The organism is Sandarakinorhabdus sp. (assembly GCF_987265915.1).
In genome coordinates, this window is sequence record NZ_OZ503948.1 from 2,469,462 (window position 1) to 2,486,514 (window position 17,053).

The 17,053-nt window shown below is 64.9% G+C and carries 17 protein-coding genes; 6 read left to right on the forward strand and 11 right to left on the reverse strand.

The genetic code is table 11. From position 1 onward, the window contains the following. Positions 1-2: 2 nt before the first annotated feature. Together AC6UUM_RS12010 and AC6UUM_RS12015 are read right to left on the reverse strand one after the other, a co-directional pair. On the reverse strand, positions 3-977 hold the full coding sequence (locus AC6UUM_RS12010) for an NADPH:quinone oxidoreductase family protein (RefSeq protein ID WP_500802515.1): 975 nt from the start codon (positions 975-977) through the stop codon (positions 3-5). Positions 978-1,019: 42 nt separating this feature from the next. Next, positions 1,020-1,925 carry a hydrogen peroxide-inducible genes activator gene (locus AC6UUM_RS12015; RefSeq protein ID WP_500802516.1) on the reverse strand — a complete coding sequence of 302 codons (906 nt, stop codon included), beginning with the start codon at positions 1,923-1,925 and terminating at the stop codon, positions 1,020-1,022. Positions 1,926-2,059: 134 nt separating this feature from the next. Between AC6UUM_RS12015 and AC6UUM_RS12020 the strand changes: the two genes are divergently transcribed. From AC6UUM_RS12020 to AC6UUM_RS12035, 4 genes are all read left to right on the forward strand, one after another. Next, complete coding sequence (locus AC6UUM_RS12020; protein ID WP_500802517.1) at positions 2,060-2,608, forward strand: peroxiredoxin; 549 nt, start codon at positions 2,060-2,062, stop codon at positions 2,606-2,608. Between the two features lie 167 nt (positions 2,609-2,775). Continuing rightward, the gene (ahpD, locus tag AC6UUM_RS12025; RefSeq protein WP_500802518.1) at positions 2,776-3,294 is read left to right on the forward strand and encodes an alkylhydroperoxidase, AhpD family; all 519 of its coding nucleotides are present in this window, start codon (positions 2,776-2,778) and stop codon (positions 3,292-3,294) included. Positions 3,295-3,446: 152 nt separating this feature from the next. Further along, positions 3,447-4,118, forward strand: a complete 672-nt coding sequence (epsC, locus tag AC6UUM_RS12030; RefSeq protein ID WP_500802519.1) for a serine O-acetyltransferase EpsC — start codon at positions 3,447-3,449, stop codon at positions 4,116-4,118. 31 nt (positions 4,119-4,149) lie between these two features. Next, on the forward strand, positions 4,150-4,491 hold the full coding sequence (locus tag AC6UUM_RS12035) for a DUF2794 domain-containing protein (RefSeq protein ID WP_500802520.1): 342 nt from the start codon (positions 4,150-4,152) through the stop codon (positions 4,489-4,491). 168 nt (positions 4,492-4,659) lie between these two features. On the opposite strand, the gene AC6UUM_RS12040 is transcribed toward AC6UUM_RS12035, so the two are convergent. From AC6UUM_RS12040 to gph, 9 genes are all read right to left on the reverse strand, one after another. Next, positions 4,660-5,556 (reverse strand): SDR family oxidoreductase, encoded by an 897-nt coding sequence (locus tag AC6UUM_RS12040; RefSeq protein WP_500802521.1) that lies wholly within the window; start codon positions 5,554-5,556, stop codon positions 4,660-4,662. A 158-nt stretch (positions 5,557-5,714) separates the two neighbouring features. Beyond that, positions 5,715-6,431 (reverse strand): phosphate regulon transcriptional regulator PhoB, encoded by a 717-nt coding sequence (phoB, locus tag AC6UUM_RS12045; protein ID WP_500802522.1) that lies wholly within the window; start codon positions 6,429-6,431, stop codon positions 5,715-5,717. 28 nt (positions 6,432-6,459) lie between these two features. Further along, positions 6,460-7,170 (reverse strand): phosphate signaling complex protein PhoU, encoded by a 711-nt coding sequence (phoU, locus tag AC6UUM_RS12050; RefSeq protein WP_500802523.1) that lies wholly within the window; start codon positions 7,168-7,170, stop codon positions 6,460-6,462. A 35-nt stretch (positions 7,171-7,205) separates the two neighbouring features. Beyond that, positions 7,206-7,952 (reverse strand): phosphate ABC transporter ATP-binding protein PstB, encoded by a 747-nt coding sequence (gene pstB / locus AC6UUM_RS12055; RefSeq protein WP_500804962.1) that lies wholly within the window; start codon positions 7,950-7,952, stop codon positions 7,206-7,208. Between the two features lie 38 nt (positions 7,953-7,990). Then, positions 7,991-9,232: a phosphate ABC transporter permease PstA gene (gene pstA, locus AC6UUM_RS12060; protein ID WP_500802524.1), complete on the reverse strand. Its 1,242-nt coding sequence runs from the start codon at positions 9,230-9,232 to the stop codon at positions 7,991-7,993. A gap of 68 nt (positions 9,233-9,300) precedes the next feature. Continuing rightward, on the reverse strand, positions 9,301-10,695 hold the full coding sequence (gene pstC / locus AC6UUM_RS12065) for a phosphate ABC transporter permease subunit PstC (RefSeq protein WP_500802525.1): 1,395 nt from the start codon (positions 10,693-10,695) through the stop codon (positions 9,301-9,303). Next, positions 10,692-11,744, reverse strand: coding sequence for a substrate-binding domain-containing protein (locus tag AC6UUM_RS12070; protein ID WP_500802526.1), 1,053 nt, complete (start codon positions 11,742-11,744; stop codon positions 10,692-10,694). The genes pstC and AC6UUM_RS12070 overlap by 4 nt, the downstream gene beginning before the upstream one ends. Before the next feature lie 164 nt (positions 11,745-11,908). Then, a complete protein-coding gene (locus tag AC6UUM_RS12075; RefSeq protein ID WP_500802527.1) occupies positions 11,909-13,063 on the reverse strand; it encodes a sensor histidine kinase in 1,155 nt (384 codons plus the stop codon). Continuing rightward, positions 13,060-13,728 carry a phosphoglycolate phosphatase gene (gene gph / locus AC6UUM_RS12080; RefSeq protein ID WP_500802528.1) on the reverse strand — a complete coding sequence of 223 codons (669 nt, stop codon included), beginning with the start codon at positions 13,726-13,728 and terminating at the stop codon, positions 13,060-13,062. The genes AC6UUM_RS12075 and gph overlap by 4 nt, the downstream gene beginning before the upstream one ends. Positions 13,729-13,865: 137 nt before the next feature. On the opposite strand from gph, the gene glmU reads away from it, so the two are divergent. Both glmU and glmS read left to right on the forward strand, forming a co-directional pair. Further along, the gene (glmU, locus tag AC6UUM_RS12085) at positions 13,866-15,227 is read left to right on the forward strand and encodes a bifunctional UDP-N-acetylglucosamine diphosphorylase/glucosamine-1-phosphate N-acetyltransferase GlmU (protein ID WP_500804963.1); all 1,362 of its coding nucleotides are present in this window, start codon (positions 13,866-13,868) and stop codon (positions 15,225-15,227) included. After that, entirely contained in the window at positions 15,227-17,050 is a 1,824-nt protein-coding gene (gene glmS / locus AC6UUM_RS12090) for a glutamine--fructose-6-phosphate transaminase (isomerizing) (protein ID WP_500802529.1), read from the forward strand. Before glmU ends, glmS begins: the two co-directional genes overlap by 1 nt. Positions 17,051-17,053: the final 3 nt, after the last annotated feature.

Here is a 17,053-nt window from a genome sequence, read left to right on the forward strand (position 1 = left end):
GGTCAGACAGTCAGCACGATCTTGCCCAACGCCTTGCGATCCATCATCCAGCGGATCGCCTGGGCGCCTTCGGCCAGCGGGAAGTGCCGCGACACATGCGGCTTGAGCTTGCCTTGCGCATACCAGCGCAGCAATTCTTCCATATTCTCGCGGTGCAACGCCGGTTCGGCTTGGGTGAAGGCCCCCCAGAACACCCCGACGATGCTGGCGCCCTTGATCAGCGGCAGGTTGAGCGGCAGTGCCGGGATGGCGCCGGCGGCAAAACCGATCACCAGATAACGGCCGTTCCAGGCAATGCCGCGAAACGCCGGCTCGGCAAAGCGATCGCCGACCGGATCATAGATCACGTCCGCGCCCTTCCCGCCGGTCAATTGCTTGATGCGGTCCTTCAGATCCTCGGTGGCATAGTTGATCACTTCGTCCGCGCCCATCTGCCGGCACAGTTCGAGCTTTTCATCCGACGAGGCGGCGGCGATCACCCGCGCGCCCATCACCTTGCCCAGTTCCACCGCGGTCAGGCCGACCCCGCCGGCCGCGCCGAGCACCAGCAGGGTTTCGCCGGGCTGGAGATTGGCGCGTTGCTTCAGCGCGTGGTGGCTGGTGCCATAGGTCATGGTGAAACCGGCGGCGATGTCGAACGGCATGCCCGGTGCCATCTTCACAACCTGGCCGCGATTGGCAATCACTTCCTCGGCCATGGCGCCATGGCCGGTCATGGCGATCACCTGATCCCCCACCGCCACATCGGTGATGCCTTCGCCGATCGCGCTGACGATGCCCGCGCACTCGCCGCCAGGGCTGAACGGCAGGGACGGTTTGAACTGGTAGAGATTCTGGATGATCAGCGTGTCGGGAAAATTGACGCCGACCGCCTTGACGCTGATCCGCACCTGGCCGCGGCCGGGTTCAGGCAGGGCAATATCGGCCACCACCAGCTTTTCCGGGCCGCCATGTTCAACGCACAATACCGCCTTCATCACTCACTCCCCGTCATTCGTTGGCATCAGCATAGCGAGGCCTCAGCCCAGCGCCAATCCTGCCATTATTGCATCGCCCAGCAGGCGGAATTCGGCTTCCCGTGGGGACCCCTGCCGCCAGACCAGGGCGACGGTGCGCGAGGCATCGCCGGAAACCGGCCGCGCGATCAGGTTGGTGCCGGCCAATATGCCCGCATCCAGTGCCAGTTTCGGCACCAAAGTCTGCCCCAGCCCGCCGGCCACCATCTGCACCAGGGTGATCAGGCTGGTGCCGCGATGCGCCGGATCGGCGCGCAATTCCGGGCGCCCGCAGGCCGAAAGCGCCTGATCCTTCAGGCAATGCCCGTCTTCCAGCAGCAGCAGATGATCGCTGTTGATCGAATCGGGCGCCACGGCCGGCGGTGGATCGGGAAGATCGCCAGGCGCAAACACCAGATAGAATGGGTCTTCGAACAAGGGCATCACGCCAAGGCCGGGCGTTTCCCACGGCAGCGCCAGCAGCACGGCATCGAGCATGCCGCGGCTCAAGGCTTCACTCGCCGGCCCGCTCATGTCTTCGCGCAGGTGCAGTTTCAGATCCGGGTAATCGCGGCGGATATGCCCGGTGACGCGCGGCAGCAGATAGGGCGCGATGGTGGGAATCACCCCCAACCGCAGTGGGCCGGCCAGCGGCTTGTCACCACCCACGGTCAGGCCGACCAGCTCGTCCGTTTCGCGCAACACGGCATAGGCCTTGGCCACCACCCGCTCGCCCATCGGCGTGAAGCGCACGACGCGGCGGTTGCGCTCGACCAGCCGAACCCCCAAAAGCGATTCCAGCTCTGCAAGGCCGGCCGACAACGTCGACTGAGTGACAAAGCAGGTTTCCGCCGCCCGGCCGAAATGGCCATGGATGTGCAGCGCGGTGAGATACTGCAGTTGTTTCAACGTCGGCTGATAGGCTGTCATTGATGCAATCGATTTGTAACAGAGATATTATCGATTGGATTTCTATCTCGCATCGGACCTAGAGGCAAGGCGTCGGCAGCGCGATGGCGCGCGGTCGGTACGAATTTTCACCCCCTGACCAAAGGATCTGGCACATGGCTCTCACTGTTGGCGATACCGTCCCCTCCTTCGTTCTGCCGGTGCAGCAGGGCGTTGCCGCCTTGCCGGCGGGCGAAACCCTGGACATCACCACGGCCTATCCTGGCAAGTGGAAGATCCTGTTTTACTGGCCGAAGGATTTCACCTTCGTCTGCCCGACCGAGATCATCGGCTATGGCGATCTGCTCGGCGATTTCGCCGATCGTGATGCCGTGATGATCGGCGCATCGACCGACACCGATTTCGTGCACTTCGCCTGGCGCAAGAGCGACGAACGTCTGGCTGCCTGCGAATTCCCGTGGCTGGCCGACAATTCCAAGCTGCTGGCCAATGCGCTGGGCATCATCGTCCCGGAAGCCGGCGTTCCTCTGCGCGCCACCTTCATCATCGATCCGGAAAACGTCATCCAGCACATCACGGTGAACGGCCTCAACGTCGGCCGCAACCCGGCCGAAACCCTGCGCATCCTCGATGCGTTGCAGACCGACGAGCTGTGCCCGTGCAACTGGCAGGGCGGCGAAGACACGCTGAAGCCGGCCGCGTGACGCACTTCCCTCTCCCCTTTGCGGGAGAGGGCGACTCGCCGAAGGCGAGCGGGGAGAGGGGTTGTCCAGGTAGGGCATCCCTCCCCCGTTCACACCCCCTCTCCCTCCCACCGCTTTGCGGCGGGCCCCTCCCTCTCCCACAAGGGGAGAGGGGATAAGGAGCACCCATGCTTTTTTCCGAACTCGCGAAAACCTTGCCGGATTACGCCAAGGATCTGCGCCTGAACGTGTCCAGCCTGCTGACCGAGCAACTGCTGAGCGATCAGCAGAAGTGGGGCACCATCGTCGCCGTCGCCCATGCCTGCGCCTACAAGCCACTGATCGATGCGGCCGAGGCCGAAGCGGCGACCAAGATCACGCCCGAAGCGCTGAATGCGGCCAAGGCCGCCGCCAGCATCATGGCGATGAACAACATCTATTACCGCTTCACCTACATGGCGTCGCGTCCCGATTACAAGACGATGCCGGCCAAGCTGCGCATGAATGTGATCGGCGCGCCAGGCATCGAGAAGGCCGATTTCGAGCTGTTCAGCCTCGCCGTCTCAGCCGTCAACGGCTGCGGCATGTGCATTGACGCGCATGACAAGGTGCTGGCCCAGCACGGCGTGGGCGCCGACAAGATCCAGGCCGCCGTGCGCATCGCGGCGGTGGTGCATGCGGTGGCGCGGACACTCCAGGCGCTGTAACGCTGTAACGCCGCCTGAAGGCAACGCAGGCGCTTTGAAACAGGGCCGAAGTCGGCAAAGGCCAGCTATGCATTGGCATGGCTGGCCTTTCGCCTTGAAATGGGTTAAGCCAGACTCAATTTGATGGCGCATGACCATCAGAAGGTAGGCCCATGTCTCTGATCGCCTTTCTCGATTCGGTGAAGCACCGTGATCCGGCGCCGCGTTCGCGATGGGAAATCCTGATCTATCCGGGCGTTTGGGCGCTGGGTTTTCACCGCATCGCGCACGGCCTTTTCCGCGCTCGCTTCTTCTTTCTGGCGCGGCTGGTCAATCATATCTCACGCCTGCTCACCGCCATCGATATCCATCCCGGCGCCCGCATCGGCCGCAATTTCTTCATCGATCACGGCTTTGTGGTGATCGGGGAAACGGCTGAGATCGGCGACAATGTCACCATCTATCAATGCGTCACCCTTGGCGGCACCGATCCGGCCGGCGGCCAGGGCGGCAAGCGCCACCCGACCATATTGGACGGCAGCATCATCGGTTCGGGCGCGCAGGTGCTGGGCCCGATCACCGTGGGCGCCAATGCCCGCATCGGCGCCAATGCCGTGGTGACCCGCGATGTGCCGGAAGGCGCTACCATGGTTGGCATTCCGGCCAAGCCGGTGGTGGTGGCGGCGGAGGATTATGCCAAGCCGTTCATGCCCTATGGCACGCCCTGCGCGCAGAAGTTCGATCCGGAAACACAAAAGCTGGAATTGCTGCGATGCGAGATCGAGGTGCTGAAATCCCGGCTCGATGATCTGACCCGGGAAGAGGCGCACCGCAAGGCTGGTTGACCGACGCTGACGCCCGCGCCACATTCACGTCGTGAGCATCATTGTCCCGCTGGCCATTTCCCCGGGCGTCCGCCAGGTCGCCTTCACCAGGATCGAGCTTGATCGCATCATGTCGCTGTATGGCCGCATGGTCGCGGCCGGCCTGTGGCGCGATTATGCGCTGGAGCTGGGCGCCAAGCAGGCAAGCTTCTCTGCCTTCCGCCGCTCCGCCGAGAATCCCGAAGTGCGGCTGGTGAAAGACCCGGCGTTGCGGGCCAAGCAGGGCGAATGGGTGCTGTACGGCGAAGGCGGCGTGGTGCTGAAACGCGGCCACGAACTGGCTGGGGTGCTGGCGGTGGTGGAGCGGCGCTTGCTCAAAGCCGTGGAGAACTGATCACCTCTCCCCATTGGGGAGAGGTCGAGAGATGGCGCAGCCGGCCCGGGAGAGGGGCCTGGCGCCGGCCGTGGCCACAGGCGCCCTCCCTCTTCCGCCCCCGGATCATGTCCGGGGCAGGCTGCGCTTCGCGCGAGTCGGCCTCTCCCCAGAGGGGAGAGGTGAACGTTACCGTCCCCCGCCCAGAGCCATCTGCGCCTGCGCGCCGCCATTGTCGGGCACAACCTCACCGGTACGGTCGCTGATCTCGGCAAAGCGCGCGGCCACGGTTTCGGCGGTCAGTTCTTCTGGCGACAGATGCACGCCGCGGGTCAGCGTCACGTAGGCGCGCTCGATGCCGCCGCCGCCGGCATTGAGGATGACGTTGGTCGGCGCTTCTTCCGATACCAGGAACACCGAAGCCGGCACCACGGTTTCGGGACCAAGCTTTTCAAGCATGGCCGCCGGCATCAGATCCTCGGTCATCCGGGTCGCGGCCAGCGGCGCGATGGTGTTCACATGCACGTTATACTTGGCGCCTTCCAGCGCCAGCGTCTTCATCAGGCCAACCAGCGCCAGTTTCGCCGCGCCATAATTGGCCTGGCCGAAATTGCCATAGAGGCCGGTGGACGACGTGGTCATCAGGATGCGGCCATAGGCCTGTTCGCGCATCAGATCCCAAACCGCCTTGGTGCAATTGACACTGCCCATCAGGTGCACGTCGATCACGGTGCGGAATTCATCCAGCGTCATCTTCACGAAGGTCTTGTCGCGCAGGATGCCGGCATTGTTGATCAGGATATCGATCCGGCCCCAACGTTCCTTGACGTTGGCAACCATCTTCTCGACCGCCGCCATGTCGGTGACGCTGGCGCCATTCGCCATGGCTTCGCCGCCCATGGCGGTGATTTCATCGACCACCGTCTGCGCCGCCGACAGTGACGCGCCGGAACCATCGCGGGCACCGCCCAGATCATTGACCACAACCTTGGCCCCGCGGCGCGCCAGATCGAGCGCATAGGCCCGGCCCAGGCCGCCACCAGCACCGGTGACAATGGCAACACGCCCTTCGAAGGAAAGCGACATAGGCTACATACCCCTGAATTTGTTGCGGGCCTTTGCACCGGCAATGCCGCCGCGTTCCCAGCCCTGTTGGTCATACGGCCTGCGCATGGGAATCGATGCCAAGCCCACGCGGTTTAGCCGGGCCGGGGCAGGCTGCAAAGCAAATCCGAAACTGTGGCTCAGGCGGCCTGCACCACCGGGGCACCATCCAGCGAATAACCAGCGGAGCGCACAGTGCGAATCAGATCGGGCAGCTCCTCGCCGGTCGGCCCGGCGTTCACGGCCTTGCGCAGCCGGCGGATGTGCACATCCACCGTGCGCTGTTCCACATAGACATCGCGGCCCCACACGGCATCGAGCAGTTGTTCACGGCTGAACACCCGGCCGGGATGTTCGAGGAAGTGGCGCAGCAGGCGGAATTCGGTGGGGCCAAGCTGCACGGTGCGGCCATCGCGCACCACGCGGTGCGCGGTGGTATCCATGGCAATGCCGGCAAATTCCAGCTGCCCGCCCGAAAGCGCCGGGCGCAGGCGGCGCAGCACCGCGCGGATGCGGGCGATCAGTTCGCGCGGGGAAAACGGCTTGGTCATATAATCATCGGCGCCGGTTTCGAGGCCGCGGATGCGATCGGCCTCATCACCGCGCGCTGTCAGCATGACGATCGGCAGATTGGCGGTGGCCGGTGCGCGGCGCAGGCGGCGGCAGACCTCGATGCCCGAAAGATTGGCGATCATCCAATCCAGGATGACCAGATCGGGCTTTTCCTCCTCGGCCAGGGTCAGCGCCTCCTCACCATCACCGGTGCGCACCACATCAAAGCCCTCTTTTTCAAGATTGTAGGTCACCAGCTCGATCAGGCTGGCATCGTCTTCGACGAGAAGGATCTTGGCGCGCATGGGTTATTCTCCCGAAAAGGGGGCAGGCTTATTCAGGGCTATAGACGGTGGAGGCGAAATCATTCTTCGGGCGTTCGGCCGGCCGTTGGCCGGTGACGGAAAAATGCACCATTTCCGCCACCGACGTGGCGTGATCGCCGATGCGTTCGAGGTTCTTTGCCACGAACAGCAGATGGGTCGATGGCGTGATATAGTGCGGATTTTCCATCATGAAGGTCAGCAGCGAGCGGAACAGCGAGTTGTAAAATTCATCGACCTGCTGATCGCGCGACAAAAGCGCCACGGCCTTCACCGCATCGCGATCGACAAAGGCATCCATGGTGTCCCGGATGATTTCCACCACGATGCGCGCCATTTCCGGAATGATCACCGCCGGCCCCACCGGCTGCGACTGCGCCACCACGATCGTGCGCTTGGCGATATTCTTGGCATAATCGCCGATGCGCTCCAGCACGCCGGCAATCTTCAGCGCCGCCACGATTTCACGCAGATCGCTGGCCAACGGCGCCCGCAGCGCGATGATGCGCACCGCCAGCACTTCGGCTTCGGCCTCCAGCTGGTCCATGCGCTTGTCGCCTTCGATCACCACCCGCGCCGCATCGATGTTGCGGGTGATCAGCGCATCGACGGCATCGGCGATCTGGGTTTCGCACAGGCCACCCATGCGGCTGATCACAGCACGCAGCTGGGCGATATCCTCGTCGAAACTCTTGACGGTGTGGGCGGTGACTTCGGCCATGGTCTGATCCTTTGTGTCGCCGGCTGATGGGGGCGTCAGCCGTAACGACCGGTGATGTAATCCTTGGTGCGGGTTTGCTGCGGGTTGGTGAAGATCGCCGGCGTCTCGTCATATTCCACCAGCGTGCCGAGGTGGAAAAACGCCGTGCGCTGGCTGACGCGGGCGGCCTGCTGCATGTTGTGGGTGACGATCACGATGGCATAGCGGCCGCGCAGTTCGTCGATCAGCTCTTCGATGCGCGCCGTGGCGATCGGATCGAGCGCCGAGCAGGGCTCGTCCATCAGGATCACTTCGGGATCGACGGCGATGGCGCGGGCGATGCACAAGCGCTGTTGCTGCCCGCCCGACATGGCGGTGCCGCTTTCGCCCAGCCGGTCCTTCACTTCGTCCCACAGGCCGGCACGGCGCAGGGCGCTTTCGACGATATTGTCCATATCGGGCTTGGCGCGGGCCAGGCCGTGGATGCGCGGGCCATAGGCGACATTTTCATAGATGGACTTGGGAAACGGATTGGGCTTCTGGAACACCATGCCGACCCGGGCGCGCAGCTGCACCACATCCATCACCGGCGCATAGATATCCTGGCCATCCAGTTCGATGCGACCTTCGACGCGGGCGCCGTCCACCGTATCGTTCATGCGGTTGAGGCAGCGCAGGAAGGTGGACTTGCCGCAGCCAGATGGCCCGATGAAGGCCGTGACATGTTCGGGCGACACGTCGATCGAGACATCCTTGATGGCCTGTTTCTGGCCATAAAAGACATTGACGTTGCGCGCCGTCATCTTGGGCACGGCGTTGTGGCCAATTGCAGGTTGGGTGTTCACCAGCGCCTCTCGAAACGGTTGCGAAGATAGATGGCCACGCTGTTCATCAGGATGAGGATGAACAGCAGCACCATGATGGCCGCCGAGGTTTTCTCGACAAAACCGCGCTGCACATCATCCGACCACAGGAACACCTGCATCGGCAGCACGGTGGCCGGCGCGGTCAGGCCCTGCGGTGTATCGGTCACGAACGCGCGCATGCCGATCAGCAACAATGGCGCCGTTTCACCGAGCGCGCGGGAGATGCCGATGATCGTGCCGGTCATGATGCCGGGCAGCGCCAACGGCACCACATGCTGGAACACCACCTGGATTGGCGAGGCGCCGATGCCGAGCGCGGCGTCGCGGATCGAAGGCGGCACCGATTGAATGGCAACACGCGAGGCAATCACGATCACCGGCATGATCATCAGCGCCAGCGTGATGCCGCCCACCAGCGGCGACGACCGGGGCAAGCCGGCATAGTTGAGGAAAAACGCCAGGCCCAGCAGGCCGAAAATGATCGACGGCACCGCCGCCAGATTGTTGATCGACAATTCGATGATGTCGGCCAGCCGGCCCTTGGGTGCGAATTCCTCCAGCCAGGCCGCCGAAAACACGCCCAGCGGGAAGGCGATGGCAATGGTGACGAACAGGGTAAACAGCGATCCCAGCGCCGCACCGCCGATGCCGGCCAGTTCCGGCTCGGTGGAATCGGCATTGCCGATGAAGGCCCGGTTGAACACGGTGCGCAGCCGGCCTTCCTTTTCCAGCCAGTGCCAATCGGAGACTTCGCGATCGGTGACGCCGCGGCTGTCGGCTGGCGCCTCCAGATCATATTTGCCCTTGGCAAGCAGATCGATGCTGGAGCGCACCGGCACCCACAAGGTTTCGGTCCGGCCGATCAGCGTGGGATCCGCCACCAGGCGATCCCGAAGTGCGAGCCAGGCCGCATCCGACAACATGTCGGACGCCGGCCCCAGTTGCAGCGCCGCCTTGTCCATCAGGGCGACATAATCGGCCCGCGCCAGCACGGCCTGCGCCTGGGGTCCGCGCAGGGCGGCTGGATCGACCCCCAGCGTGGCGGCATCGAACATCACTTCCACCCGCGCTTCGGTGCGCAGAAACCCGGTCCAGCCATCCCGCACGATGGTGAACAGCAGGAAGGCGAGGAAGCCGGCCGCCACCATCAGCGCGCCGGCACCCAGCCGCCGGAAATTGCGCTCGGCCCGATAGCGCGCGGCAATGCGGCCCTGCATTTCAGGGGAGGCCCAGTCGGTTGGCCGACGCTCAAGTGGCGCGGCAGCGGAGGCGGCAACCGTCGCCATCACTCATAAGCCTCCCGATAGCGCTTCACCACCGCCAGCGCATAGATGTTGAGCACCAAAGTCATGCAGAACAGCACCAGGCCGAGCGCGAAGGCCGACAAGGTCTTGGCGCTGTCGAACTCTTGATCGCCCGTCAGCAGCGCGACGATCTGCGTGGTGACGGTGGTGACGCTGCTGAACGGATTGGCGGTCAGATTGGCGGCCAGGCCGGCGGCCATCACCACGATCATGGTTTCGCCGATGGCGCGTGACACCGCCAGCAGCACACCGCCGACGATGCCGGGCAAGGCGGCTGGCACCATCACCTTCTTGACGGTTTCGGACATGGTGGCACCCATCGCCAGGCTGCCGTCGCGCATCGCCCGCGGCACCGCGGTGAGCGAATCGTCGGCCATCGACGACACGAACGGGATAATCATGATGCCCATCACCAGCCCGGCGGCGAGCGCGCTGTCAGACGAGGCATCGGACATGCCGATCGCCACCGCCAACTGGCGCACCAGCGGCGCGACGGTCAGCGCGGCGAAAAATCCGTAGACCACCGTGGGCACCCCGGCGAGCAGTTCGAGCACCGGTTTCAGCCAGCGGCGCAGCGAGGGCGCGGCATATTGGGTGAGATAGATGGCCGACAGCAGCCCCAGCGGAATTGCGACCGCCATGGCGATGATCGCGCCAATGAAGATCGTGCCCCAGAACAGCGGAACCGCCCCGAACGAGCCGGTGGAGCCGACCTGATCAGCGCGCAGCGCCGTCTGCGGGCTCCACTGCAGGCCGGTGAGAAATTCAACCGGCGAGACCATGCCGAAGAAGCGGATCGATTCAAAGATCAGCGACAGCACGATGCCGAAGGTGGTGAGGATCGCCACCACCGAGGCCAGCAGCAGCACCGCCTGCACCTGGGTTTCCACGGCGGTGCGGGCGCGGAAATCCGGGCGGATGCGACCATAGCCCCACAGGCCGCCGCCGCACAGAAGCGCCACGGCCAGGGCGCCGGCCAGCATGTCGCCATTGGCCACGGCGGCCGCATAAACCGGCGCCAGTTTCGGCGCGACCGGATTGAAAGCCTGCGGCAGATCGCCGGCGACCAGGCCGCGCACTTCGTTCATCAGCGCGGCACGGTCGAGCTTGTCCACCGGCTGCTCGGCAGCCGGCAACGCGCCGACCACCTGCTGTTCGATCCAACGTTCGCCAACCAGGCTCCAGCCGGCCAGCACGATCAGCGCCGGCGCCAGCGCCAGCACTGCCACATAGGCGCCATGATACACCGGGCGGCTGTGCACGGCGCCGAACTTGCCGGCGGCCGCAACGATCATCTTTCCGGCCCGCGCGCGGGCCGCCAGATAGGCAACGCCGGTCAACGCAATCACCAGCAACAGGGCAATCAACAGCGTCATGTCACGCTGGCCTCATCCATCGGGGTCAATTCACGGGCCACGGCCTCGCCGGCGCGCCTGATCGCGTCGGGCGCGGCGACCAAGCCCTTGCGCGCCAGATAGCCCTTGCGGCCCCAGGTCGATTCGCGGGCATATTCCGCCAGAAATTCGCGCATGCCGCGCACGGCGGGCACATGCTGCGCCTTCACATAAAGATACAGCGGTCGTGACGCCGGGAACCGGCCGCTGGCGATATTGTCATAACTGGCCTGCACGCCGTGCAGTGGCACATCCTTAACGCGGTCGCTGTTTTCCTCGACAAAACTGTAACCAAACACGCCAAGCGCCTGGGGATTGGCCGAAATCTTCTGCACGATCAGATTGTCGTTCTCGCCACCTTCGACGAAGGCGCCATCCTCGCGCACCTTCTCGCAAATCTGCTTGTGGGCGGTTTCGTCCTGCTTTTTCAGGGCCTGCATCGTCGGTTCGCTGTTGCAGCCCTTCAGCATGTACAGCTCGTTGAAACTGTCACGCGTGCCTGATGTTGGCGGTGGGCCAATCACTTCGATGCGGATCGCCGGCAGCGCCGGATTGACATCGGACCAGAGCTTGGCAGTGTTCGGCCCCTTGCCGAACGGATTGGCCGCCAGCGCCAGGTAGACGTCACGCTCGGTCAACCCCGGGAAATCGGCGCTGCGCGCCTGCGCCACCACCAGCCCATCGACACCAACCTGCAATTCAATGATGCCCTTCACACCGTGCTTGCGGCAATCGGCGATCTCGCTGGCCTTGATGCGGCGCGAAGCGTTGGCGGCATCGGGAAATTGCGCCCCCAAGCCGGCGCACATCAGCTTGATGCCACCGCCCGTGCCGGTCAATTCGACAATCGGCGCCGGAAACTGCTGCCACTTGCGCTTGAACTGTTCGGCCACCGCCGTGGTGAAGGGATAGACGGTTGACGAACCGACAATGCGAATCTGGGTGCGGCTGCCACCCGAACAACCGGCGAGCAGCGCCAGCACCGCAACAGCGATACCGGCCGTCACACGAAGTCGTGCATGCTGCGTCAAGCTGGACCCCTGCGTTGCGGCCGGACGAATCACCGACATGATGACCCCTGTAGCGCTCGCCCTAGCCGGCGCTGGTGAGGGACTTATGACGATAATGTGACATTCTTGTTACGCCCTCTGCTTACGCCTGCCGCCTACGCCCGCTGCCGGGGGCATCCGCGTGTTCACACCAGCGGCAGCGTGAAGCCGACTCGCGTCCCTTCCCCCAGCCGGCTGTCGATCTCCAGCCGGCCGCGGTGGCGCTCCACGATATGCTTGACGATGGCCAAGCCCAGGCCGGTGCCGCCCAGCGTGCGGCTGCGCTGCGAATCCACCCGGTAAAATCGCTCGGTCAGGCGCGGCAAATGTTCGGGCGCGATGCCCTCGCCTTCATCAGTCACGCTGATCCGCACCGCCGGATCACGCCCGGCGGCCCCGGGATCGGCCACCAGAGACACCCGGATCGGCGTGCCACTGCGGCCATATTTCAAAGCGTTGGAGACGAGATTGTGCAGCACCTGCAGCACCTGATCGCGATCGGCGATCACCCTGGGCAGATCGGCCGGTTCGTCGATCAGCAACTGGCGCTGATCAGTCTCCAGCCGGATCGCCAGTGTGCGGCCAACCTCGGCCGCAATGCCTTTCAATTCCAGCGCCTGGGTGGGCCGGATGAACTTGTCGAGCTCGATGCGCGACAGGCTCATCAGATCGTCGATCAGCCGGCGCATGCGATCGGCTTCCTGCGCCATGATCGCCAGAAAACGTTGCCGGGCCGGTTCATCCTCGGCCGCCGGGCCTTGCAGCGTTTCGATGAAGCCGGTGAGGGTCGCCAGCGGCGTGCGCAGTTCGTGGCTGGCATTGGCAACGAAATCGACCCGCATGCGCTCGGTCACCTTGGCCTGGGTGACATCATCGAGCAGCACCAGGCAGCGGCCTTCCCCATCGCCCACCGCACGCAGCCGGAAACTGCGGTTGGCATTGCCCAGCCCGCTGATCTCGCAATCATCCACCGCCTTGCCGGCCATCACCGCCTCGACGGCATCGAGCAGCACGGGGTGGCGCACGGTCAGCCGCAGATCGCTGCCCACCACGCGATCCCCCAGCAGCGCGCGCGCCGCGCCATTGGCCGCCGCCACCCACGATCCCTGAATGATTAGTGCGGCATCGTTCAGACTGTCGATGTGGATGCGATCGGGCGGCGGCGGGGCCGGCGGCGGCGGCGGCGCTTCGGCCGGCAGCATCGGTGCCGCATCGGCATCGGGCCGCGACAAGCGGCCAAGCACCAGCCCAACGAGCAAGGCCGCCAGCGCCAGCAGCAGCATTTCGCCGGTGCTGGTCATCTGGCCAGCCCCGCCAGCGCCGGCAGCAGCTGGTCATAATGATCGATCACCACATCGCCGCCCAGATCAGCGGCCGGCGTATCGGTATAGCCGAAACTGACCAGCACGATGGGCAAGCCGGCATTGCGCGCACCGCCAACATCGGTGGCGGAATCGCCGACAAACACCGCGCCTGACGGCTGCGCGCCGCAGGCCGCCAGCGTGGCCAGCACATGCGCGGCATCGGGCTTGGGCCGCGGCGCCGAATCAAATCCGACGATGGCAGAAAAGCGCGTGCGCCAGCCGAGCGCGTCGATCAGCGCCACCGCCAGCGCCGTGGGCTTGTTGGTGCAGATGGCGAGCTGGCAGCCCGCCGCCGCCAGCGCATCGAGCGCGGTTTCGGCGCCCGCGAACGGCCGCGACGCATCGGCAATATGCGCCGCATAATATTGCAGGAACAAGGGCATCGCGCCTTCCACCAGATCAGGCCGGGCCTCTCCGGTCACCGCCAGCCCGCGCGCAATCAGCGCGCGCGCACCGTGGCCAACAAGATGGCGCACATGATCGACCGGAACCGGCGGGCGGCCCAAGCCGGCGAGCACATGGTTCATCGCACCGGCCAGATCGGGCGCGGTATCGACCAAGGTGCCGTCGAGATCGAAGAGGATGGTGCGGGGCAAAATCACGAAGGATCATCCTTGCCAGAACGATGTTGCGGATATGCGACGGTGCGATGCGCTTCACCTGCCGGCTTGGCAAGCAGGGCGCCGGCGCGCAGCTTCACTTTTCAAGCCCCGACGCATGTGGCAGGGCTGCGCGTGTGATCGCCGATCCGCCTTCCCTCCCAAACCCGGCGTTTGCCGCTGTCATCCTGGCGGCCGGCATGGGCACGCGCATGAAATCGGCACGCCACAAGGTGCTGCACGCCATCGCCGGCAAACCGATGCTCCGCCATCTGATGGACAGCCTCGCCAGCCTGGCGCCGGCACGCACGGTGGTGGTGGTCGGGGCGTTGCGGGAGCAGGTGGAAGCCGAAGTTGCGAGCCGTGGTGAGGTGGTGGTGCAATCACCGCAGTTGGGCACTGGCCATGCCGTTCAGCAGGCGCAGGCCGCGCTGGCAGATTTCGACGGCAAGCTGCTGGTGCTCTATGGTGATGCGCCGCTGGTGCCGGCCGCAACCATGGCGCGGCTGCTGGAGGCGCTGACCGACGATGTCGCCGTGGCGGTGCTGGGCTTCCGGCCGGCCGATCCGGGTGCCTATGGCCGGATCATCGCGCAAGATGGTCATATCGCGAAGATGGTGGAGTACAAGGACGCAAGCGCTGCCGAACGCGCCGAAACCCTGTGCAACAGCGGCCTGATGGCGGCACGCGCCGCCGATCTGTTCGCCCTGCTCGCCCGCGTCACCAACAACAATGCGACCGGCGAATATTATCTGCCCGATGTGGTCGGCCTGGCGCTGGCCGATGGCCGCGCCTGCACGGTGATCGAAACCCAGGCCGATGAAGTCGCCGGGGCCAACAGTCGCGCCGAGCTGGCGCAGTTGGAAGCCATCTTCCAGCGCCGCCGCCGCGCCGAGCTGATGGCGGCTGGCGTGTCCATGCAGGCACCCGAAACCGTCTTCCTGTGTGCGGACACGCAGATCGAAGCCGATGTCGAGATCGAGCCCTTCGTGGTGTTCGGTGCCAGCGTGACCATCGCCAGCGGCACCTGCATCCGCGCCCACAGCCATATCGAAGGCGCAACCATCGGCCCCGATTGCGAGATTGGCCCGTTTGCCCGGCTGCGGCCCGGCACCGTGCTCGGCGCCGGGGTGAAGATCGGCAATTTCGTCGAAACCAAGAACGCCGCGTTCGGCGCTGGCGCCAAGGCCAGCCATCTGTCCTATCTGGGCGATGCCAGCATTGGCGCTGCGGCCAATATCGGCGCCGGCACCATCACCTGCAACTATGATGGTTTCTTCAAATATCGCACGCAGATCGGTGCCGGCGCCTTCATCGGCTCGAACAGCGCGCTGGTCGCGCCGGTGACCGTGGGCGAAAGGGCGATTGTCGCGGCGGGCAGCACCATCACCCGTGACGTCGGCAGAGACGCGCTGGCACTGGTGCGCCCGCAACAGACCGAAAAGGCCGGCTGGGCGCTGCGTTTCCGGGCTGCCGCCGCCGCGAAGAAGGGCAAGAACTGATGTGCGGCATCATTGCCATCGTCTCCGCCGATCCCGTCGCCGACCGGCTGATCGATGGCCTGCGGCGGATGGAATATCGCGGCTATGACAGTGCCGGCATCGCCACCATCCATGATGGCGAAATGGACCGGCGGCGCGCGCCCGGCAAACTCGCCAATCTGGCGCGCGAACTGGCCCTGGACCCCCTGCCCGGCCACATCGGTATTGCCCACACGCGCTGGGCCACGCACGGCGCGCCGACCACCGACAATGCCCACCCGCACGCCACCCGGAATATCTGCCTGGTGCACAATGGCATCATCGAAAATTTCAAGCCGCTGCGCGACGAAGTGCTGGCTGCCGGCTGCACGCTGAGTTCCGACACCGACACCGAGGTGGTGGCGCATCTGCTCGAACTGGCGCTGGCGCGCGGCGCGTCACCCGATACCGCCGTGGCCGAGACCCTGAAGCGCCTGCATGGCGCCTTCAGCTTCGCCATCTTGTTCAAGGATCATCCCGGCACCATCTACGGCGCGCGGCGCGGTTCGCCATTGGTCGTCGGCCGTGGCACCGGCGAGATGTTCCTCGGCTCCGACGCGCTGGGCCTGGCGCCGTTCACCAATCGCATCGCCTATCTGGAAGAAGGCGATTGGCTGCGCATGTCGGCGACAAGCGTCACCATTTTCGATTCGAGCGACCAGCCGGTGGAGCGCGTCTTCATCACCTCATCGGCCAGCGCCGCAGTGATCGAAAAGGGCAACCATCGCCATTACATGGAAAAGGAAATCCACGAGCAGCCGATCGTCGTGGCGCAGACGCTGGGGGCCTATCTCGATCCGCTGGCGCAAACCGTGGCGCTGCCCGATCTGCCGTTCGATCTTTCGGGCGTAAAGCGCGTGCAGATCGTCGCCTGCGGCACCGCGCTGCTCGCCGGGCATGTCGCCAGTTACTGGATCGAGGCCCTGGCGCGCTTGCCGGTGAGCATCGAGAACGCCTCGGAATATCGCTACCGTGATCCGGTGTATGAAGCGGGCGGCCTGTGCCTGTTCATCAGCCAATCGGGTGAGACCGCCGACACGCTTGCCGCCTTGCGCCACGCGCTGGCCGGCGGGCAGATGGTGGCCGCCGTGGTCAATGTCGGCACCTCCACCATGGCCCGCGAAACCCAGCTGCTGTTGCCTACTCATGCCGGGCCGGAAGTGGGCGTGGCCAGCACCAAGGCCTTCACCTGCCAATTGGCCGTGCTGGCGGCCTTCGCGATTGCGCTGGGCAAGGCCAAGGGCCGGGTGCCGGCAGCCGAGGAAGCCCGGCTGGTGCAATTGCTCACCGAAGTGCCGTCGGCGATGAACGCCGCGCTGAATTGCGAAGACGCGATAGCGGCGCTGGCGCCGAATTTGGCCAAGGCGCGCGACATATTGTATATCGGCCGCGGCCCGGATTATCCGATGGCGCTGGAAGGCGCGTTGAAGCTGAAGGAAATCAGCTACATCCACGCCGAAGGCTATGCCGCCGGCGAATTGAAGCATGGGCCGATCGCGCTGATTGACGAACATGTACCGGTGATCGTGATCGCCCCATCGGGGCCGCGTTTCGAAAAGACCGTGTCCAACATGCAGGAGGTGATGGCGCGCGGCGGCCAGGTCGTGCTGCTCAGCGACGCGCAAGGCATCGCGGCGCAGGGCCAGGGCATCGTTGCGGCCGTTGCCATGCCCACGGTCGATCCGTTCATCACCCCTTTGATCAGCGCCATTCCGGTGCAATTGCTGGCCTATCATGTCGCCGTGGCCAAGGGCACGGATGTCGATCAGCCGCGCAACCTCGCCAAATCCGTCACGGTGGAATGACGC